The 20,028-nt window shown below is 68.0% G+C and carries 12 protein-coding genes; 7 read left to right on the plus strand and 5 right to left on the minus strand.

The features are described 5' to 3' along the window. Window positions 1-281 precede the first annotated feature (281 nt). Complete coding sequence (locus ADL12_RS02385) at window positions 282-1,316, minus strand: LacI family DNA-binding transcriptional regulator (protein WP_062697962.1); 1,035 nt, start codon at window positions 1,314-1,316, stop codon at window positions 282-284. 380 nt (window positions 1,317-1,696) lie between these two features. Between ADL12_RS02385 and ADL12_RS02390 the strand changes: the two genes are divergently transcribed. The 4 genes from ADL12_RS02390 to ADL12_RS02405 all read left to right on the plus strand — a co-directional run bounded on the left by ADL12_RS02390 (window position 1,697) and on the right by ADL12_RS02405 (window position 6,887). Beyond that, entirely contained in the window at window positions 1,697-2,965 is a 1,269-nt protein-coding gene (locus tag ADL12_RS02390) for an extracellular solute-binding protein (RefSeq protein ID WP_062697917.1), read from the plus strand. A gap of 107 nt (window positions 2,966-3,072) precedes the next feature. Continuing rightward, the gene (locus ADL12_RS02395; RefSeq protein ID WP_062697919.1) at window positions 3,073-4,077 is read left to right on the plus strand and encodes a carbohydrate ABC transporter permease; all 1,005 of its coding nucleotides are present in this window, start codon (window positions 3,073-3,075) and stop codon (window positions 4,075-4,077) included. A 13-nt stretch (window positions 4,078-4,090) separates the two neighbouring features. After that, the gene (locus ADL12_RS02400; RefSeq protein WP_062697921.1) at window positions 4,091-5,002 is read left to right on the plus strand and encodes a sugar ABC transporter permease; all 912 of its coding nucleotides are present in this window, start codon (window positions 4,091-4,093) and stop codon (window positions 5,000-5,002) included. A 193-nt stretch (window positions 5,003-5,195) separates the two neighbouring features. Then, window positions 5,196-6,887, plus strand: a complete 1,692-nt coding sequence (locus tag ADL12_RS02405; RefSeq protein WP_062697923.1) for a glycoside hydrolase family 13 protein — start codon at window positions 5,196-5,198, stop codon at window positions 6,885-6,887. A 50-nt stretch (window positions 6,888-6,937) separates the two neighbouring features. Here the strand turns inward: ADL12_RS02405 and ADL12_RS02410 are convergent, their stop codons facing one another. Both ADL12_RS02410 and ADL12_RS02415 read right to left on the minus strand, forming a co-directional pair. Beyond that, complete coding sequence (locus ADL12_RS02410) at window positions 6,938-9,628, minus strand: AAA family ATPase (RefSeq protein WP_062697925.1); 2,691 nt, start codon at window positions 9,626-9,628, stop codon at window positions 6,938-6,940. Beyond that, window positions 9,628-10,089: a hypothetical protein gene (locus tag ADL12_RS02415; RefSeq protein WP_062697927.1), complete on the minus strand. Its 462-nt coding sequence runs from the start codon at window positions 10,087-10,089 to the stop codon at window positions 9,628-9,630. Before ADL12_RS02415 ends, ADL12_RS02410 begins: the two co-directional genes overlap by 1 nt. Window positions 10,090-10,423: 334 nt before the next feature. On the opposite strand from ADL12_RS02415, the gene ADL12_RS02420 reads away from it, so the two are divergent. Beyond that, window positions 10,424-11,800, plus strand: coding sequence for an alpha-amylase (locus tag ADL12_RS02420; protein WP_062697929.1), 1,377 nt, complete (start codon window positions 10,424-10,426; stop codon window positions 11,798-11,800). 411 nt (window positions 11,801-12,211) lie between these two features. Here ADL12_RS02420 and ADL12_RS02425 read toward each other — a convergent pair whose 3' ends face one another. Then, window positions 12,212-12,454, minus strand: a complete 243-nt coding sequence (locus tag ADL12_RS02425; protein ID WP_062697931.1) for a hypothetical protein — start codon at window positions 12,452-12,454, stop codon at window positions 12,212-12,214. Window positions 12,455-12,609: 155 nt separating this feature from the next. Here ADL12_RS02425 and ADL12_RS02430 point away from each other — a divergent pair, with 155 nt between their 5' ends. Continuing rightward, on the plus strand, window positions 12,610-13,779 hold the full coding sequence (locus ADL12_RS02430) for a helix-turn-helix domain-containing protein (protein WP_063806606.1): 1,170 nt from the start codon (window positions 12,610-12,612) through the stop codon (window positions 13,777-13,779). Window positions 13,780-13,824: 45 nt separating this feature from the next. Here ADL12_RS02430 and ADL12_RS02435 read toward each other — a convergent pair whose 3' ends face one another. Beyond that, a complete protein-coding gene (locus ADL12_RS02435) occupies window positions 13,825-14,022 on the minus strand; it encodes a hypothetical protein (protein WP_062697933.1) in 198 nt (65 codons plus the stop codon). Window positions 14,023-14,568: 546 nt separating this feature from the next. Here ADL12_RS02435 and pulA point away from each other — a divergent pair. Further along, on the plus strand, window positions 14,569-19,983 hold the full coding sequence (gene pulA, locus ADL12_RS02440; RefSeq protein WP_062697935.1) for a pullulanase-type alpha-1,6-glucosidase: 5,415 nt from the start codon (window positions 14,569-14,571) through the stop codon (window positions 19,981-19,983). Window positions 19,984-20,028 lie beyond the last annotated feature (45 nt).

Raw genomic sequence — 20,028 nt, forward strand, 5'->3', positions numbered from 1 at the left:
GGGGGGGGGGGGGGGGGGGGGGGGGGGGTGTGGGGGGGGGGGGCGGGGGGCCCCGCCCCGTCTCGTCCGCGTCGTCCGCGACGGGGGGCGGAACGGCCGCTTCCCGGCCTTCCAGTGTCGTCACGGTGGTGTCACCCATAGGCACAGAGTCTGCCAGAAAAGACCTACCCGACCGATCATCCTCCGGTTGGGTTCAGGATGCACGTTCTACGGCGGGCGTAGAGCGTCGCTCTCCTGCCAATGCAGGGGTGGATGCGGGGATTCTCCGCCTTACGGACGATTTAGGGATGGTTTCTGTTCCCTGGTGCCGAAGCCGTCGAACCGCGCACCACCAGCTCCGGCATGAACACGAACTCGCTGTGGGGCGCCGGAGTCCCGCCGATCTCTTCGAGGAGCGTGCGCACCGCGGCCTGGCCCATCGCCGGGACCGGCTTGCGGACGGTGGTGAGGGGCGGGTCGGTGAAGGCGATCAGCGGGGAGTCGTCGAAGCCGACCACCGAGACGTCCTTCGGGACCTCCAGGCCGCGTTGCCGGGCCGCCCGTATCGCGCCCAGCGCCATCATGTCGCTGGCGCAGACGACCGCGGTGCAGTCGCGGTCGATGAGGGATGTGGCGGCGGCCTGGCCACCCTCCAGGGTGTACAGGGAGTGCTGGATCAGTTCCGTCTCTATGACGTTCGCCGGCAGGTTGAGCTGGTCCTGCATCGCGCGGACGAAGCCCTCGATCTTGCGCTGGACCGGAACGAAGCGCTTCGGGCCCAGCGCCAGACCGATGCGGGTGTGGCCCAGGGAGACCAGGTGGGTGACCGACAGGCTCATCGCGGCGCGGTCGTCGGGGGAGATGAAGGGTGCCTGGACCTTGGGGGAGAAGCCGTCGACCAGGACGAAAGGGACGCCCTGGGCGCGCAGGCGCTCGTAGCGCTGCATATCGGCGGTGGTGTCCGCGTGCAGTCCGGAGACGTAGATGATGCCGGCCACGCCGCGGTCGACGAGCATTTCGGTCAGCTCGTCCTCGGTCGAGCCGCCGGGCGTCTGGGTGGCCAGCACGGGGGTGTAGCCCTGCCTGGTCAGTGCCTGGCCGATGACCTGGGCCAGCGCCGGGAATATCGGGTTCTCCAGCTCCGGGGTGATCAGGCCCACCAGGCCCTCGCTGCGTTGCCGCAACCGCACCGGGCGCTCATAGCCGAGCACGTCGAGTGCGGCCAGCACGGACTGGCGGGTGGTGGCGGCGACGCCCGGCTTGCCGTTGAGGACGCGGCTGACGGTCGCTTCGCTCACCCCCGCCTGAGCAGCGATGTCGGCAAGCCGTGTGGTCACGGCACTGGACTGTACCGGCCGCATGGCGCCTTGCACACCAATCGGACGCCTCGGGCGACCTGTTGATCGGCCCGGTCCGGGTTGCTGCGTCATCGCGCTCCCTCGTGAAAGTGATGGCAAGAGCTTGCAGAGTCTTGCACAACCGGCCCCATAGCGCTCCACCCGTGTAAACAAGCGTCTCACCCCGGTCGCCGACAGGTCACACCCGGATAACTTCGGAGACCTCTTGCACTTTTTTGCTGCAAGGTCTTTCGTAAGTCTTTCAGCGCTGTTACGTTCACGTCGCCCGGCGGCCGCAACGGCGCAGTCGGCAAGACAGCAGGGACAGGCAGACGGGGCCGTCCCTGCATCACACGGGCTTTCACCCTCAAGGAGATCTCATGCGGCGTGGCATAGCGGCCACCGCGCTGGTGGCGTCCCTCGCTCTCGCGGCGACGGCGTGCGGCGGGGACGACAGTGGCAGCGACTCGAGCGGGCCGGTCACCATCACCTGGTGGGACACCTCCAACGCCACCAACGAGGCGCCGACGTACCAGGCCTTGGTCAAGGAGTTCGAGGCCGCCAACAAGGACGTCAAGGTCAAGTACGTCAACGTCCCCTTCGACCAGGCGCAGAACAAGTTCGACACCGCCGCCGGTTCCAAGGGCGCCCCGGACATCCTGCGCTCCGAGGTCGGCTGGACCCCCGCCTTCGCCAAGAAGGGCTTCTTCCTGCCGCTGGACGGCACCGAGGCCCTCGCCGACCAGGCCAAGTTCAAGTCCAACCTGATCGAGCAGGCCAAGTACGAGGGCAAGACGTACGGTGTTCCGTTCACCACGGACACCCTCGCCTTTGTCTACAACAAGGACCTGTTCAAGAAGGCCGGCGTCGAGGCCCCCGAGACCTGGGACGACCTGAAGAAGGCCGCCGCCACGATCAAGGACAAGACCGGCGTCGACGGCTACTGGGGCTCCACCCAGGCCTACTACGCCCAGACGTTCCTCTACGGCGAGGGCACCGACACCGTCGACGCCGACGCCAAGAAGATCACCGTCGCCTCGGCCGAGGCCAAGAAGGGCTACGGCACCTGGCTGAGCCTCTTCGACGGCAAGGGCCTGCACAAGGCCGACACCACCGCCGACGCCTACGCCCACATCCAGGAGGCGTTCGTCAACGGCAAGGTCGCCGCGATCATGCAGGGCCCGTGGGAGATCACCAACTTCTACAAGGGCTCTGCGTTCAAGGACAAGGCCAACCTGGGCATCGCCACCGTCCCGGCCGGCTCCTCCGGCAAGGCGGGCGCCCCGACCGGCGGCCACAACCTCTCCGTGTACGCCGGCTCCGACGAGGCGCACCAGAAGGCCGCGCTGAAGTTCGTGAACTTCATGACCTCGGCGAAGGCCCAGGAGACCATCGCCCTGAAGAACAACACGCTGCCCACCCGCGACGACGCCTACACCGCCGAGGTCAAGGCCGACCCGGGCATCGCCGGCTACCAGGGCGTCCTCGCCGCCGCCCAGCCGCGCCCGGCGCTGCCCGAGTACAGCTCCTTCTTCCCCGTGCTGGACACCGAGCTGAACGGCATCGCCGGCGGCAAGGAGTCCCTGGACAAGGGCCTGAGCGACGCCGAGATCGCGATCGCCAAGCTGGTCCCGGACTTCAGTAAGTGACCCCGAGTGGCCGCCGGATCTTCCTGCAAAGGGGGGAAAGATCCGGCGGCCATCGGCCTGCGTGCCGTACCCCTTGATCTGCAGAGCCTGAAGAAGGTTGTCGAACCATGACAGTCGCCATCGACCGCGCGACCGGCAAGGTGCGCGGTGAGCGCGGGCCGCGGCGCGGGCCGCTGAAGCGCCTCAAGAGCAGCTACCGGAAGTACTGGTACGCCTACGCGATGATCACGCCCGTGGCCATCGTGCTCGGCGTCCTCGTGCTGTACCCGCTGGCGTACGGCTTCTATCTGACCCTCACCGACGCCAACAGCCTCAACACGGCCCGCACCATCGGCGTCAACGAGATCGAGGCCACCTACAAGTTCATCGGCTTCGACAACTACGCCGACATCCTGTGGGGCCCGACCTCCTACGACCGGTTCTGGTCCCACTTCATCTGGACGATCGTCTGGACGGCCGCCTGTGTCGCCCTGCACTACACGATCGGTCTGGGCCTGGCTCTGCTGCTCAACCAGAAGCTGCGCGGACGCACCTTCTACCGGATGGTGATGGTCCTGCCATGGGCCGTGCCCACCTTCGTCACCGTCTTCGGCTGGCGGTTCATGCTCGCCGACGGCGGCGTCATCAACGCCGGCCTCGAATGGCTCCACCTGCCGACACCGCTGTGGCTGGAGGACACCTTCTGGCAGCGGTTCGCCGCGATCATGGTCAACACCTGGGCCGGTGTGCCGTTCATGATGCTCTCGCTGCTCGGTGGACTGCAGTCCATCGACTCCAGCCTGTACGAGGCCGCCGAGATGGACGGCGCGACCGCCTGGCAGCGCTTCAGGTACGTCACCCTGCCGGGCCTGAGGTCCGTCAGCTCCACCGTCGTACTCCTCGGCATCATCTGGACCTTCAACCAGTTCGCCATCATCTTCCTGCTGTTCGGCAACACCGCGCCGGACGCCCAGATCCTCGTCACCTGGGCCTACCGCCTCGGCTTCGGACAGCAACCGCGCGACTTCGCGCAGTCGGCGGCGTTCGGCATGCTGCTGCTGGCCATCCTCGTCGTCTTCACCTCCTTCTACCGCCGCTGGCTGAACCGCAATGACCAGCAGCTCGCGATCTGAGGCAGGAGTCCCCATGAGCACCACGACTGTTTCGACACCTGCCCCGGCGGACCGGAACCCCGCGGACACCGCCCCGCCGCGCAAGGCGCGCCGCCGCGGCGAGAGCGGCCCCCTCGCCTCGCTCGCCTCCCACGGCATCCTGATCGCGGCGAGCCTGATCGCGATCTTCCCGGTCGCCTGGCTGGTCTTCCTGTCCCTCGGCCCCGACAAGGACGACTATCTGCACCCCGGCGGCATCTGGAGCAAGATGACGCTGGACAACTACTCGTTCGTCCTGCAGCACACGAACTTCTTCCACTGGGCGGCGAGTTCGCTGATCGTCTCGCTCGGCACCACCGTCGTCGGCGTGATGGTGGCCGCCACGACCGGCTACGCGGTCTCGCGCATGCGGTTCCCCGGCTACAAGAAGTTCATGTGGCTGCTGCTGCTCACGCAGATGTTCCCGATCGCCGTGCTCATCGTGCCGATGTACCAGATCCTGTCGGAGCTGCAGCTCATCGACAGCTACCTCGGCCTCATCCTCGTCTACTGCGCGACCGCCGTGCCCTACAGCGCCTGGCTGCTCAAGGGCTACTTCGACACCATCCCGTTCGAGATCGACGAGGCCGGACGCGTCGACGGACTGACCCCCTTCGGCACCTTCGTACGGCTGATCCTGCCGCTCGCCAAGCCCGGTCTTGCGGTCGCCGCCTTCTACAACTTCATCACGGCCTTCGGCGAGGTCGCGTTCGCCTCGACGTTCATGCTGTCCGACACGAAGTACACCTTCGCCGTCGGTCTGCAGAGTTTCATCAGCGAGCACGACGCGCAGCGCAACCTCATGGCCGCCACGGCGGTGCTGGTCGCGATACCCGCCTCCGCGTTCTTCTACTTCGTGCAGAAGAACCTGGTGACCGGTCTCACCGCGGGCGGCACAAAGGGCTGACGGCCCTTCGACGGAAGAGACTCCCGCGCGCTCTGTCGCGTGGGTGGCGGCCGCGGTGCCCATCCGACCCCGCTGTCACCGCGGCCGCCTCACATCCGTGCCCGGAAGAATCCCGGATTTCCGCAAAACCGCGAAAACCTGCAAGCCGCACCATTCATCTGTGACCCGAACCCAGTTACGCATCAAGGACGCCATGAGCCAGCACTCCGCAGCCCCGGCCCCGACCCCCACCTCCGCAGCGGCCGTCGCCACCGTCGCCAAGCGCCGCGACTGGTGGCGGGACGCGGTGATCTACCAGGTCTATCCGCGCAGCTTCGCCGACAGCAACGGCGACGGCATGGGCGACCTGGAAGGCGTACGCTCCCGCCTCCCGTATCTGCGCGACCTCGGCGTGGACGCCGTGTGGCTCAGCCCCTTCTACGCCTCCCCCCAGGCCGACGCCGGCTACGACGTCGCCGACTACCGGGCCGTCGACCCGATGTTCGGCAACCTGCTCGACGCGGACGCGCTGATCCGCGACGCCCGCGAGCTGGGCCTGAGGATCATCGTCGACCTGGTGCCCAACCACTCCTCCGACCAGCACGAGTGGTTCAAGCGGGCGGTCGCGGACGGCCCCGGTTCCCCGCTCCGGGACCGCTACCACTTCCGTCCCGGCAAGGGCACCGACGGCGAACTGCCGCCCAACGACTGGGAGTCGATCTTCGGCGGCCCGGCGTGGACGCGGGTCACCGAGCCCGACGGCACCCCCGGCGAGTGGTACCTGCACCTCTTCGCGCCCGAGCAGCCCGACTTCAACTGGGAACACCCGGCTGTCGGCGACGAGTTCCGCTCGATTCTCCGCTTCTGGCTGGACATGGGCGTCGACGGCTTCCGTATCGACGTGGCCCACGGCCTGGTGAAGGCGGAGGGGCTGCCGGACCTCGGATCCCACGAGCAGCTCAAGCTGCTGGGCAACGATGTCATGCCGTTCTTCGACCAGGACGGCGTGCACGCGATCTACCGGCAGTGGCGCACGATCCTCGACGAGTACGCGGGCGAGCGCATTTTCGTGGCGGAGGCGTGGACCCCGACGGTCGAGCGGACGGCGAACTACGTCCGTCCCGACGAGCTGCACCAGGCCTTCAACTTCCAGTACCTGTCGACCGATTGGGAGGCCGAGGAGCTCCGCAAGGTCATCGACCGCACCCTGGAGGCGATGCGCCCCGTCGGCGCCCCCGCCACCTGGGTCCTCTCCAACCACGACGTCACCCGGCATGCGACGCGCTTCGCCAACCCGCCCGGCCTCGGCACCCAGATCCGCACGGCCGGCGACCGCGAACTGGGCCTGCGCCGAGCGCGCGCGGCGACCCTGCTGATGCTCGCGCTGCCCGGCTCGGCGTACATCTACCAGGGCGAGGAGCTCGGCCTGCCGGACGTCGTCGACCTGCCGGACGAGGTGCGCCAGGACCCGGCGTACTTCCGCGGCGCGGGCCAGGACGGATTCCGCGACGGCTGCCGGGTGCCGATCCCGTGGACGCGCACGGGATCGTCGTACGGCTTCGGCAGCGGGGGCAGCTGGCTGCCGCAGCCGGCGGCCTGGGGCGAGCTGAGCATCGAGGCCCAGACCGGCGACCCGGACTCCACCCTGGAGCTGTACCGAGCCGCGCTCGCCGTGCGCCGCGAGCAGCCCGACCTCGGCGCCGGCGACTCGGTGGAGTGGCTGAAGGCACCCGAGGGCGTTCTCGCCTTCCGGCGCGGCGAGTTCGTGTGCGTCGCGAACACCGGCGGAGAGTCGGTGACGACTTCGGCGTACGGCCGTCTGCTGCTCGCCAGCGGTGAGGTGAGCGAGACGGACGGCGAGGCGAAGCTGCCGGGCGACACCACGGTGTGGTGGACGACGGCCTGACCATTCGGCAGAGGGCCTGTCGCTCCCTGAGGAGGGGCGGGCCCTTGCGGTCAGCTCCGCCCGGCGAAGTAGACCTTGGTGACCTCGCGCCTTGTCGGGGCCACATTGTCGCCTTGCTTGACCGCCGCTTCGGCCTCCGCTGTGTCCACCACCTGGACCGTCCACCTGGGGGTTGACTTGTCGAGGAGCGGTGTGTGCGAGCCTTCGACGACATAGATCTCGTCTCGTGCAGTCCCAGCGCCGCCGGTGACGCTGGGGTCACAGTCGTAGGCAATCACCAGGTTGTTGGGGAGCGAGAATCGCGCGTAGTGCCTGAAGGCACATCGCGTGCCATCGGCGAGTTCCATTCCCCAGGGCTGGGGATCGGCCACAGGATTCGTGGCTGGAACCCCCTCGTCCCAGGTGCGCCGGCGGAACGTCTTCGCCCAAGGAGAGATACCGCACAGCATCGTCACGCGGTCGCTCTTGACCCAGCACACGACAGACGGATCAATGAAATCTTCGCACCAGACGATGTCCGTGTCCGTCGCAGTGGGAGATGTCTTGCAGTCGCCCAAATCAGGGGAGTCGTTGCTGTCAGCCCTGACCGTGTAACTCGGCAACAGTTCTCCTGAAGCGTTCACCGGCACGACCGTGAACTCCTCGGTTCGGACGACGGGTCGGGGAGACCCTGTCGCCTCGGCACAGTCCTGCCTGGCCGCCTTGTCGGCCGGGCTGGTGGTACTGATGCACACGGTCGTCGGCTTGTCGGCCTGCACCGTGCAGGACTTCGCCTCGGCGCCCTCCTCGCACCCCCAGTACAGGATTTCGACCCCGTCCGGCAGCGGTACGGCGGGCTTGACCTGGACCGGCCCCTTTGTACCCTTCTTGGAGGTGACGACGGTCGTGCAGTCGGTCCCGCCCGCTTTGATCAGGCAGTCGTCCTTCGGCTCCCCGGGCATGGTCACCTCGGCGACGCTGGTGGAGACGGTCACGCTCGTCGGCACCGTGTCCGGGGCGGTGGCCTGCTGCCCGAGTACCACCCCGGTGGCGGTGACGGCCGCCAGGCTGCCCCCGATGATCAGCTTCGCGGTCAGACCCATGCCCTTGGCGCCGACTGCGACTGTTCCAGGATCCACGGGCGGCGCCGAGGCCAGGCCGCCAGACGGGTCCGGGATCGCATCCGGGCCGGGACCGGACGCGGTACCCGCGTCCTGAGCGGCGGATGAGGCCCCGTCCTGGCCTGCGGACGAGACCTCGGACGGTTCGGTGGAAGTCGAAGGGTCGGTGGAACCGGCGCCGTCCTGCGTGCCGGGCTGTGAGGGTGAGGTGGCATCGGGGCCGCACAGTTCGCCCGCATCCTCCGCCGCACCGGCATGGTCGCTGTCGCCGAGCCGCTGCCATATCCCCGCCGCAGTGGCGAACGCGGCGGCGGCCGCCAGCCTCTTGCCGGTGACCAGATGGCGGATGCCGTCCTCGTGCGTGAGGTAGGCGAGGATGCCGTCCTCCCGGGCGCGTTCGGCAGCTGCTCTGCCGTGCTCCAGGATGCGACCCCATACGCCCAACCGAAGCGAGCAGGCGAGCGCAGGCGCGGCCGCCCGCGCCAGCCGGGCACCCTCCGCTGCGGCCCCCGCACCCGCCGCGGCCTCGATCACACCGGAGATCAGCGCGCCGTCGCCGGCCACCTCGGCTGGGGGACGGCCACCGACGTCCACCCAGGACCGGAGACGAACACACAGCCCGGCAAGCTCCGACCGGTCCGGCCGAAGCTGGAGAGGCAAGGCCTCCGCCGCTCCCGTGGCGATCCGGTAACCGCTCATGGTGGGAACGGCGAGGCCGGTGGCGACCAGCCGCTCACACACTTCACCCACGACGGCGGCACCCGGCACCAGTTCGGTCAGCAGGCCGGTGCTGACACCGCCGGCCCCTGCCACGCCGAGCAGCATGACGACCTCGCGATCCGCGCCCGCCAGTCCGGTGAGCAGGTTCGGCAGCAGATCCGCCAACTCGGCGGGGGTCCGCAGGCGGTTCTCGGCCACTGCGCGCAGCAGCTGACTTGGCGAGCCCTCCGCCGCCCGCAACAGTGCCTCGGCGACCGGCTGCTCACCTGGCTGCAGGGGGCGGCCGAACTGCTGGGCCAGCAGGGCGAGTGCGGCGTCCTGGCGGAGCCCGCGCAATGCCAGGGTCCTGCCTTCTCCCCACAGGCTCCGCTCGGTGGCCGAGTACAGCACCCGACCCTCCCTGACCGTGTCCAGCACCGTGTTGAGCAGGTGCGAGTCGCACGTCAGGTCATCGAGCAGCAAGCACACCCGGACATCGGCCATCAGCCGCCGCAGTTCGGTCGGGCTCGGACGGTACCCGGGGGCGTCGTAGCAGGCCTCGAAGGCGTCCTGCAAGACGTCTCCGACGTCACGGCCTGCGGCGTCCAAGAACACGACGCCGTCCCAACGACCGCTCAGCGCGTGGGCGGCCATGCGCAGCAGCGTGCTCTTCCCCATCCCCGACTGGCCATGGACCTGCACCGGCCCGTCGGCGCCCAAGGCGTCTGTGATGGCCGCCAGTTCCTCTTCACGTCCCACGGCCCTACGCATGCGACGCGGCAGAAGTTCCACCTCGGTACGTCGCGTGCAGGCCGGTCGCTGCCCGGGGTTGACGATGGTGACGACCGACCGCTCGGCCGACACCACGATGTTGTGGTCGCCCACGACAACCTGGCCACGGACGTCCCCGCTGACCCGTACCTGAACGCCGGAGTCCTCCATCACCGGTCCGAAGCCGGGCTTTCGGGGCGGTGGGTGCCGAAGTGCCGGTCGTACTCCAGGGCCAGCTGGTCACCGGCCTGCTGCACCAGCTGCCCGACCACAGGGTCGGCGATCAGGGCGGTCACCGTGCCGGCCAGCGCGGGCAGCGTTCTGAGGAACCAGTTACGCACATAGACCATGACCGAGACGTCCGGTTCCGCCGAGGTGACGGCCTCCTCCAGCTCATCCAGCCGTTCTTCCGCACTGCGGTTCACCTCGCCCAGCTCTGCGACGGCCGACCGCAGCCGTATGAACTGCGCGTGCAGCTCGGCGAGTTGCGCTTCAGTGACAGGAGTCGGCGCCGCCCGCACCCCTTCGTTGTAGGTCACCGTGTTGTACGAGCCCACCACGAGCTGACCCGACACATCGTTCACGTGAACCTCGTAGCGGCCGCCTTCAGCAGCCGACGGTCCATCGGTCATCGGTCCCCCGCCTCTCCATCACCGACTCACGCGCCTGTCACATCAGCCAGGTTCAGGGCAGACACACTGCACAGGCCGGCGCGGCCCCGCCCGTTCCGCGCAGCCCCTTTCACCCATGTGGGTGACAGCTCGCTGCTTGGATGCACAGGTAGAGGGGATTCCACGCGGGGTTGGCTGGGAAACGCTGGACGACCGCCCGACGGTCCCGCTTGCAAGTTCTTTCGTTGAATTTCACACGGCCCGCTGCCCTTTTGGGCGGCGGGCCTTTAACATCTGGCCACCGCAAGGTTTCTGAAAGATTGCAGCAAGAGCCTTCAACGGAGAAGGACCCCACATGGCCAGCAGCAGAACCCTCGCGAGCGCGCTCGCACTCGCCGCGGCGGCAACGGTCGCCGCCCCCGTCACCGCCCACGCCTCCCCACCCGGCACCAAGGACGTCACCGCCGTGATGTTCGAGTGGAACTTCGCCTCGGTCGCCAAGGAGTGCACCAACACCCTCGGCCCCGCCGGCTACGGATACGTCCAGGTCTCCCCGCCCGCCGAGCACATACAGGGCGCGCAGTGGTGGACGTCGTACCAGCCGGTGAGCTACAAGATCGCCGGCCGCCTCGGCGACCGTACAGCCTTCCAGAACATGGTGAACACCTGCCACGCGGCGGGCGTCAAGGTCGTCGTCGACACGGTCATCAACCACATGTCGGCCGGAAGCGGCACCGGCATCGGCGGCTCGTCGTACACGAAGTACAACTACCCCGGCCTGTACTCGTCGTTCGACTTCGACGACTGCACCAGCCAGATCAGCAACTACCAGGACCGCTGGAACGTCCAGCACTGCGAGCTGGTGGGCCTCGCCGATCTGGACACGGGGGAGTCCTACGTCCGCGGGGCCATCGCCGGCTACCTGAACGACCTGCTCTCGCTCGGCGTCGACGGCTTCCGCATCGACGCGGCCAAGCACATGGACGCCGCTGATCTCGCCAACATCAAGTCACGGCTCACGAACACCTCCGTGTACTGGAAGCAGGAGGTCATCTACGGGAGCGGCGAGGCCGTCCAGCCCACCGAGTACACGGGCAACGGGGACGTGCAGGAGTTCCGGTACGCCTATGACCTCAAGCGCGTCTTCAACAGCGAGAACCTCGCCCACCTGAAGAACTACGGCGAGGGCTGGGGCTACATGAGCAGCTCCGTCGCCGGTGTCTTCGTCGACAACCACGACACCGAGCGCAACGGCTCCACGCTCAGTTACAAGGACAACGCGAACTACACCCTGGCCAACGTCTTCATGCTGGCCTGGCCCTACGGTGCGCCCGACATCAACTCCGGCTACGAGTTCTCCGACACGGACGCCGGCCCGCCCAACGGGGGCACGGTCAACGCCTGCTGGCAGGACGGCTGGAAATGCCAGCACAACTGGCCGGAGATCAAGTCCATGGTCGCCTTCCGCAACGCCACGCGCGGTGAGTCGGTCACCAACTGGTGGGACAACGGGGGCGACGCGATCGCGTTCGGGCGGGGCAGCAAGGGGTTCGTGGCCATCAACCACGAGTCGAGCAGCCTGAGCCGTACCTACCAGACGTCCCTCGCGGCAGGCACGTACTGCAACCTGCAGAACAACACGACCGTGACGGTGGACTCCAACGGCCAGTTCAGCGCCACGCTCGGCGCCAACACCGCCTTGGCGATTTACACCGGCAAGAGCGGCTGCTGAGCGGCCCCCCACACCTCTTTCGGGCGCACCGCTCTGGCTCCGATCCGGTTCCGGGTGGCCATCGCGGGGTAGGCCGGAGCCTCTCAGAGTACGAGGCCACGGGTGGTATCTCCCGTGGCCTCGCGCGCGCCTTGAAGTCCATCGCACCCCTGAACTGGGGTGTTGCGACGACCACTAGAACGGAAGCGAGTTGGGGCAGGGTTGATGTGGGTCAGCCGGCGTCCCGTTCTCGAAGGAGGAGTTCGTCACCCGCCGGGAAGCGCGCCGTGCCGCCCTCCTCCCAAGTGACTACGACGGCTAACCCGCCCATCGGACCCCGGGCGGTGGTAGCGCTCTTGACGGTGCGCCACTCACCCTCGTAGCCGATCATGTCGCCTTCGCCGATGAGGGCTGCGCACTTGGTGGGGAGGCCTAATCGTTGTCGTCGACGGGCCGGATGCGGTTCAAAGGGGCTTCCCACTCGATGCCACCCCCTCTCGGGCGCACGAACGCTGTTCGGTTGATGACCTTGTTGGTTTCCTTGAGGCGCTCCTCGATCACGCCTTGCAGTTCGCCCTGACACTCCGTCTCTGAGTCTTCGACGAGCGTGCCTTGCGGATACGGCAGCTTGCCGTGGCTGAGCATCGTCGGTGGCTTCTCTTGTGTCTGTGCCATGACTCCTCGTCCCACCTGCGCATACGTGTCTCACACAAGAGAACTGCCGCCGTGTAAAGCGAACTTGCACACCTCTTGCACAACACCAGGGCGCATGAGTGGCCGGAGTGCGACCATGGGACGTAACGGAAGTCGAGCGGGGAAGACGCACAGGTATGAGCGTGACCAAGATTCCCGGACCTGGTGCCTACGTGGCCGTCTGCCGCAAGGCGCGCGGATTCAGCCAGCTTGCCCTTGCCCGGCGAGCGGGCGTGTCGGTCTCGCTGCTCAGCAAGATCGAGGTGGGCGACCGCGCATTGACCCAGGGCATCGCCGCAGCCCTCGCCCAAGCCATGCGGATGACTCTTGATGAGCTGTTGGGCACGGCACCGGTCGAGGGTGCCGACGAGAACAGCCTTACCGCCCTCAACTACGCCATCCGGCGGTTCGACATCCCCGACGCTCCTCCGCCTCACCCCGAGGACCTGCCGCGCGAGCTGGCAGAGCTGAACGAGCATCGCTACCGGACCGAGCTGTCGGCGGTGTTGCAGAAGACCCCGGGCGTGCTGACCCGTACGACGAACTTCGCCCACGCCGCCCAGTCGCCCGACGCATGGACGCGCGTCGCCGACACGTACTCCGTCGTGTACTGGCTGGCCGCCCGGCACCGCTGGATGCACCTCGCCGAGCTGGCTGTCATGAAGCAGAGGCTGACCGCCGAGCGGGCTAACCCGATTGCCGCCACGGTGGCCGCCCGCGACGAGGCCGGAGCCTTCCTTAATTCGGGTGACTTCGCAGGTGGGTTGGCCATCGTCGATCGTGCGGTGGTTGAGGCCGAGTCGACGTTGCGAGGGCGTGACCGCGCGTATGGCCTGGGCATCCTGCACCTGCGTGGGCTCACGTTGGCCGGTCGGATCAAGGACAAGGCCACCGCTGCCGCCCACGTCGAGGCCGCATGGCGGGCCGCCGAGGCATTCCCCGAGGACATCGAGGACCACGGCATCCACTTCGGGCCGGAGAACACAGCCGTGCATGTCATCTCCACAGCGTCCGACATGGAGGACTACCGAGAGTCCCTCGAAACGGCGGACGACCTGATCCGGCGTGGCCTGACGCTTCCAGCAACGCGAGTCGGACCGCTGCACATGAACATCAGCCGATCCAAGCTCGCGCTGGGCGACCGGGAAGGCGCTCTTGAATCGCTCGAAGCCGCCTGGGACGTTGCCCCCGAGATGGCCCGTGTCCATCCCACGAGCCAAGAGCTGATGCGCGTTTTGACCTCGCTGCACCGCCGCAGCAACCCGAGGCTGACCCGCCTCGCCAAGCGCGCTGGCGTGCCCTTCTGACCGCGAAGCCCCGGAGTAGTCGACTCCTCCGGGGCTTCTACGCGTTCAAAGCACGCCAAGCGAGGTCAGCACGACCAGGCATAGCGTCAGGGTGCCGCCGAACGTGCCGCCCCCGAAAAGGAACGCGGGCCCCTTGGGGGTGTCGCTCTTGTGGTTGATGAGGCCAGCCACGATGCCGACAATGACGGAGATCAGGGCGCAGATGATGACGATCAGCACCTTGACACCGAGAGAGAGATTCACCTTCCGACCTTTCCCGGGTGGGTGGTCGGGGACTCTGCGGCACGCAGCTCTCAGCCCGACCACCACGTGTACAGACGTGTGGTCCTGCTGAGGCCGTGCCGACGTGTCTTGGCTCTCGGTGCCTTGCCAGGGCTGCGCTTGGCGGTTCTCCCTTTTCGAGATCCATGGCGTTCCTCGCACGCGTGGTCTCCGATGCCTGACGGCCCGTTGACCCTGCCCGGGAAACGTCGGGTCCCGGGGAGCGTGGATGGATTGGTCTCCAGACTCAACTGTATTCGGCGCGATATCAGTTGACTGTTAAGACGTCCAAGATCAGGGACGGTGCCTCCCGGGGGCTCATACGGGGATCTACGGCCGGACGCCCCGGGGCTGGAGATACCGCGGGAGGCCGGGACGGGGTACGCGCGTGCTCGCTGACTCCACCTGCTGAGCGCTCCACTGAAAGTTCTTACCGATGGTTTCAAGCCTCTTGCTGTAAACCTTTCGACGGCGATACGGTCACGCGGGGTCGGACCCAAGAGAGCCGCAATCGCAAGGAGTCCATCTGTGATACCGAGATGGCCGACGCCGTCGAGGCGCCGAACCGCCCATATCGGACGGGTTGCTGCGGTCACCGTGACCGCGCTGGCCGCAGCACTCGTCCAGCCCCTCGCGGCGGGTGCGGAGACTCCGCCCCCGCCCCCGTCCGACGCCAAGCTCGCCGCCGAGCCCGCCCGGCACGACGCCACCCGCGAACAGTTCTACTTCGTCCTGCCGGACCGTTTCGCCAATGGGGACACCGGCAACGACAAGGGCGGCCTCACCGGCACCCGCCTCTCCACCGGCTACGACCCCACCGACAAGGGCTTCTACCAGGGCGGCGACCTCAAGGGCCTGACCCAGCGGCTCGACTACATCAAAGGTCTCGGTACCACCGCCCTCTGGATGGCGCCGATCTTCAAGAATCGGCCTGTCCAGGGCACCGGCAGTGACGCCTCCGCCGGCTACCACGGCTACTGGGTGACGGACTTCACCCAGGTCGACCCGCACTTCGGCACCAACAAGGACCTCGAGACCCTCATCTCCAAGGCGCACGCCAAGGGCATGAAGGTCTTCTTCGACGTCATCACCAACCACACGGCGGACGTCGTCGACTATGAGGAGAAGTCGTACGACTACCTCTCCAAGGGCGCCTTCCCGTACCTCACCAAGGACGGCAGGCCCTTCGACGACGCCGACTACGCGGACGGGAAGTCCGAGTTCCCCGCGGTGGACGCCGATTCCTTCCCGCGCACGCCGACCGTCACCGCCGCGAAGAAGAACGTCAAGGTCCCGTCGTGGCTCAACGACCCGACGATGTACCACAACCGCGGCGACTCCACCTTCGCCGGTGAGAGCTCCACGCACGGCGACTTCGGCGGCCTCGACGACCTGTGGACCGAGCGTCCCGAGGTTGTGAAGGGCATGGAGCGGATCTACCAGCGCTGGGTCAGGGACTTCGACATCGACGGCTTCCGGATCGACACCGTGAAGCACGTCAACACGGAGTTCTGGACCCAGTGGGCCACGGCCCTCGACTCCTACGCCGCCAAGCGCGGCCGCGACGACTTCTTCATGTTCGGCGAGGTGTACTCCGCCGACACGAACATCACCTCCCCGTACGTCACCCAGGGCCGCCTCGACGCCACGCTCGACTTCCCCTTCCAGGAGGCGGCCCGCAGTTACGCCTCCCAGGGCGGCAGCGCGAAGAAGCTGGCCTCCGTCTTCGGCGACGACTACAAGTACACGACCGACAAGGCCAACGCCTACGAGCAGGTCACCTTCCTTGGCAACCACGACATGGGCCGCCTCGGGTACTTCCTGAAGCAGGACAATCCCAAGGCCACGGACGCGGAGATCCTCGCCAAGGACAAGCTCGCCAACGAGCTGATGTTCCTCAGCCGCGGCAACCCGGTCGTCTACTACGGCGACGAGCAGGGCTTCACCGGCGCCGGCGGTGACAAGGACGCCCGCCAGACGATGTTCGCGTCGAAGACGGCCGACTACCTCGACGACGACGAGATCGGCACCGACCGCACGCACGCGAGCGACGCCTACGACCCAAGTGCGCCGCTGTACCGGCAGATCAGCGCTCTCGCCAAGCTCCGCAAGGCCAACCCGGCCCTCGCCGACGGCATCCAGACCGAGCGCTACGCGGCCGACGGCGCCGGGATCTACGCCTTCTCCCGCACCGCCGCCAAGTCCGGCACCGAGTACCTCGTCGCCTTCAACAACGCCGGCGAGGCCAAGACGGCGACCGTCCCGGTCGGCTCCGCGGACATGACGTACGCGGGCATCTACGGCACCGAGGCGAAGGCCAGGTCCGGCGCCGACAAGAAGCTCACCGTCACCGTCCCGGCCGGCTCGGCGATCGTCCTCAAGGCGGCCGGCAGGCCCGCCGAGCCCGCCACCGAGCCGACGCTCACCCTCAAGGCCCCCGACACCGGCGCCACCGGTACGGTGGAGATCGGCGCCGACGTCGACGGCGGACAGCTCAACCGCGTCGTCTTCGCCGCCCAGGTCGGAGGCGGCAAGTGGAAGACCCTCGGCTCCGCCGACCACGCCCCGTACAAGGTCACGCAGACCATCGGGAAGGACGTACCGGCCGGCACCGCCCTGCGCTACATGGCGGTCGTGATCGACTTCGCCGGCCGCACGGCGAGCGCGACGGCCGCGAGCACCACCGGCACCCCGCCCGTTCCCGAGACCCCCCCCGCCGCCTCCCGCGACTACGCGGTCGTCCACTACAAGCGCACCGACGGCGACTATGCGAACTGGGGCCTGTACGCCTGGGGCGACCTCGCCGACGGCGAGTCCACGAACTGGCCGGACAGCCACCCCTTCGTCGGCCGTGACGCCTACGGCGCCTTCGCCTACGTCAAGCTGAAGCCCGGCGCCTCGAACGTCGGCTTCCTCGTCATCGACAAGGACGGCAACAAGGACGTCTCCGCCGACCGCACGATCGACCTCACCAAGACCGGCGAGGTCTGGATCGAGCAGGGCAAGACGGACGTACGCACCGAGAAGCCGGCGGCCGACTACCCGGCCCCGGACAAGACCAAGGCCGTCCTGCACTACCACCGCGCCGACGGCAACTACGACGGCTGGGGCCTGCACGTCTGGACGGGTGCCGCGAGCCCCACCGAGTGGTCGAACCCCCTGAAGCCGGTCAAGACTGATGCCTATGGCGCAGTCTTCGAGGTACCGCTCACCGACGGTGCGACCAGCCTCAGCTACATCCTCCACAAGGGCGACGAGAAGGACCTGCCCGCCGACCAGTCGCTCGACCTCACGGCGAACGGCCATGAGGTGTGGCTGTTGAGCGGCCAGGAGAAGTACCTGCTCCCGCAGCCCGCGGGCTCCGCGGCCGCGCTCGACCTGACCACTTCCAAGGCGGTCTGGGTCGACCGGAACACGGTCGCCTGGAACGGCTCCGAGGCCGCCGCCTCCACTCAGCTGCTGTACAGCCGGGACGGCTCGATCGCCGTGAAGGACGGTGCGCTGACCAGCGACGACGAGCGCTGGCTGCGGCTGTCGAAGACCAGCCTCACCGACGCGCAGAAGGCGAAGTTCCCGCACCTGAAGGACTACACCGCCTGGTCCGTCGACCCGCGCGACCGCGACCGGGTCCGCGAGGCACTCGCCGGCCAGGTCGTCGCCTCCCAGCGGGCCGCGAACGGAGCCGTGCTCGCGGCGACCGGCGTCCAGATCGCCGGCGTCCTCGACGATCTCTACCCCGGCGCGACCAAGGCCGACCTCGGGCCGACCTTCGACAAGAGCGGCCGGCCCACGCTGGCCGTGTGGGCGCCGACCGCGCAGAGTGTCGCTCTGGAGCTCGACGGCTCCACGGTGAGGATGAAGCGCGACGCCGCCACCGGCGTCTGGTCCGTCACCGGCCCCAGGTCCTGGAAGGGCAAGCCCTACCGGTACGTCGTGCGGGTCTGGGCGCCCAGTGTCCGCAAGGTCGTCACCAACAAGGTCACCGACCCCTACTCGGTCGCCCTGACCGCCGACTCCGAGCGCAGCCTCGTCGTCGACCTGGACGACAGGTCCCTGGCGCCGAGCGGCTGGTCCTCCTACGCCAAGCCCAAGGCCGTACCGCTGAAGGACGCCCAGATCCAGGAGCTGCACATCCGGGACTTCTCGGTCGCGGACAGGACGGCCAAGGACCGGGGCACCTACCTCGCCTTCACCGACAAGGACAGCGACGGCTCCAAGCACCTGCGTGAGCTGGCGAAGTCGGGCACGTCGTACGTCCACCTCCTGCCCGCCTTCGACATCGCCACCATCCCCGAACGCCGGGAAGACCAGGCGACCACCGACTGCGACCTCGCCTCCTTCCCCGCCGACTCCGACAAGCAGCAGGAGTGCGTGGCGAAGATCGCCGCGAAGGACGCCTACAACTGGGGCTACGACCCGTACCACTACACGGTCCCCGAGGGCTCGTACGCCACCGACCCGGACGGCACCGGCCGCACGGTCGAGTTCCGCAAGATGGTCAAGGCGCTGAACGACGACGGCCTGCGGGTCGTCATGGACGTCGTCTACAACCACACCGCGGCCAGCGGGCAGGCACCGACGAGCGTCCTGGACCGGATCGTCCCCGGCTACTACCAGCGGCTCCTGGCCGACGGCTCGGTCGCGAACAGCACCTGCTGCTCCAACACGGCCACCGAGAACGCCATGATGGGCAAGCTGGTCGTCGACTCGATCGTCACCTGGGCCAAGGAGTACAAGGTCGACGGCTTCCGCTTCGACCTGATGGGCCACCACCCGAAGGCCAACATCCTGGCGGTCAGGAAGGCTCTGGACGCGCTGACCCTCGCCGAGGACGGCGTCGACGGCAAGAAGATCATCCTGTACGGCGAGGGCTGGAACTTCGGCGAGGTCGCCGACGACGCCCGCTTCGTGCAGGCCACGCAGAAGAACATGGCGGGGACGGGGATCGCGACCTTCTCCGACCGCGCGCGTGACGCCGTACGCGGCGGCGGGCCCTTCGACGAGGACCCCGGCATCCAGGGCTTCGCGTCCGGGCTGTACACCGACCCCAACTCGTCCACGAACAACGGCACTTCGGCCGAGCAGAAGGCCCGCCTGCTGCACTATCAGGACCTGATCAAGGTGGGGCTCTCCGGCAACCTCGCGAAGTACCGGTTCACCGACACCGGCGGCAAGGAGGTCAGCGGGGCCGAGGTCGACTACAACGGGCAGCCCGCCGGGTACGCGGACGCGACGGGCGACGCTCTCGCCTATGCCGACGCCCACGACAACGAGTCGCTGTTCGACGCGCTGACGTACAAGCTGCCCGCCGGCACGAGCGCCGCCGACCGCGCCCGTATGCAGGTCCTCGCCATGGCCACGGCCACCCTCTCGCAGGGCCCGGCGCTCTCCCAGGCCGGCACCGACCTGCTGCGCTCGAAGTCGCTGGACCGCAACTCCTACGACAGCGGCGACTGGTTCAACGCCATCCACTGGAACTGCGCCGACGGCAACGGCTTCGGACGGGGCCTGCCGATGGCGGCCGACAATGCGTCCAAGTGGCCGTACGCCAAACCCCTGTTGAGCACCGTGCAGGTCGGCTGCGGGCAGATCGCGGGCGCCTCGGCGGCGTACAGGGACCTGCTCAAGATCCGTAGGACGGAGGGCGCGTTCTCCCTCGACACGGCCGACCAGGTGCAGTCGAAGCTGTCCTTCCCGCTGTCCGGCAAGGACGAGACGCCCGGCGTGATCACCATGCGGCTCGGTGACCTCGTCGTCGTCTTCAACGCGACGCCCGAGAAGCAGGAGCAGCACATCGCCTCGCTCGCCGGGGAGGGCTACCAGCTGCACCCCGTGCAGGCCTCGGGGGCGGACCCTGTCGTCAGATCCTCGTCCTACGAGCAGGAAACGGGCACCTTCGCCGTTCCGGGGCGTACGGTCGCCGTCTTCGCACGGGCCCACTGATGCGGCGTTGACTCGAGTGTGGGCGGTCCGACAGCTGGGCCGCCC

It is taken from the genome of Streptomyces regalis, assembly GCF_001509475.1.
Classification (GTDB): domain Bacteria; phylum Actinomycetota; class Actinomycetes; order Streptomycetales; family Streptomycetaceae; genus Streptomyces; species Streptomyces regalis.

Excerpts from the sequence above, each read along its gene's own strand:
- ADL12_RS02410 (WP_062697925.1), bottom strand. The coding sequence starts at position 9,628 with ATGGAGGACTCCGGCGTTCAGGTACGGGTCAGCGGGGACGTCCGTGGC.
- ADL12_RS02420 (WP_062697929.1), top strand. The coding sequence starts at position 10,424 with ATGGCCAGCAGCAGAACCCTCGCGAGCGCGCTCGCACTCGCCGCGGCG.
- ADL12_RS02425 (WP_062697931.1), bottom strand. The coding sequence starts at position 12,454 with ATGGCACAGACACAAGAGAAGCCACCGACGATGCTCAGCCACGGCAAG.
- ADL12_RS02405 (WP_062697923.1), top strand. The coding sequence starts at position 5,196 with ATGAGCCAGCACTCCGCAGCCCCGGCCCCGACCCCCACCTCCGCAGCG.
- ADL12_RS02400 (WP_062697921.1), top strand. The coding sequence starts at position 4,091 with ATGAGCACCACGACTGTTTCGACACCTGCCCCGGCGGACCGGAACCCC.
- ADL12_RS02415 (WP_062697927.1), bottom strand. The coding sequence starts at position 10,089 with ATGACCGATGGACCGTCGGCTGCTGAAGGCGGCCGCTACGAGGTTCAC.
- ADL12_RS02430 (WP_063806606.1), top strand. The coding sequence starts at position 12,610 with ATGAGCGTGACCAAGATTCCCGGACCTGGTGCCTACGTGGCCGTCTGC.
- ADL12_RS02390 (WP_062697917.1), top strand. The coding sequence starts at position 1,697 with ATGCGGCGTGGCATAGCGGCCACCGCGCTGGTGGCGTCCCTCGCTCTC.
- ADL12_RS02395 (WP_062697919.1), top strand. The coding sequence starts at position 3,073 with ATGACAGTCGCCATCGACCGCGCGACCGGCAAGGTGCGCGGTGAGCGC.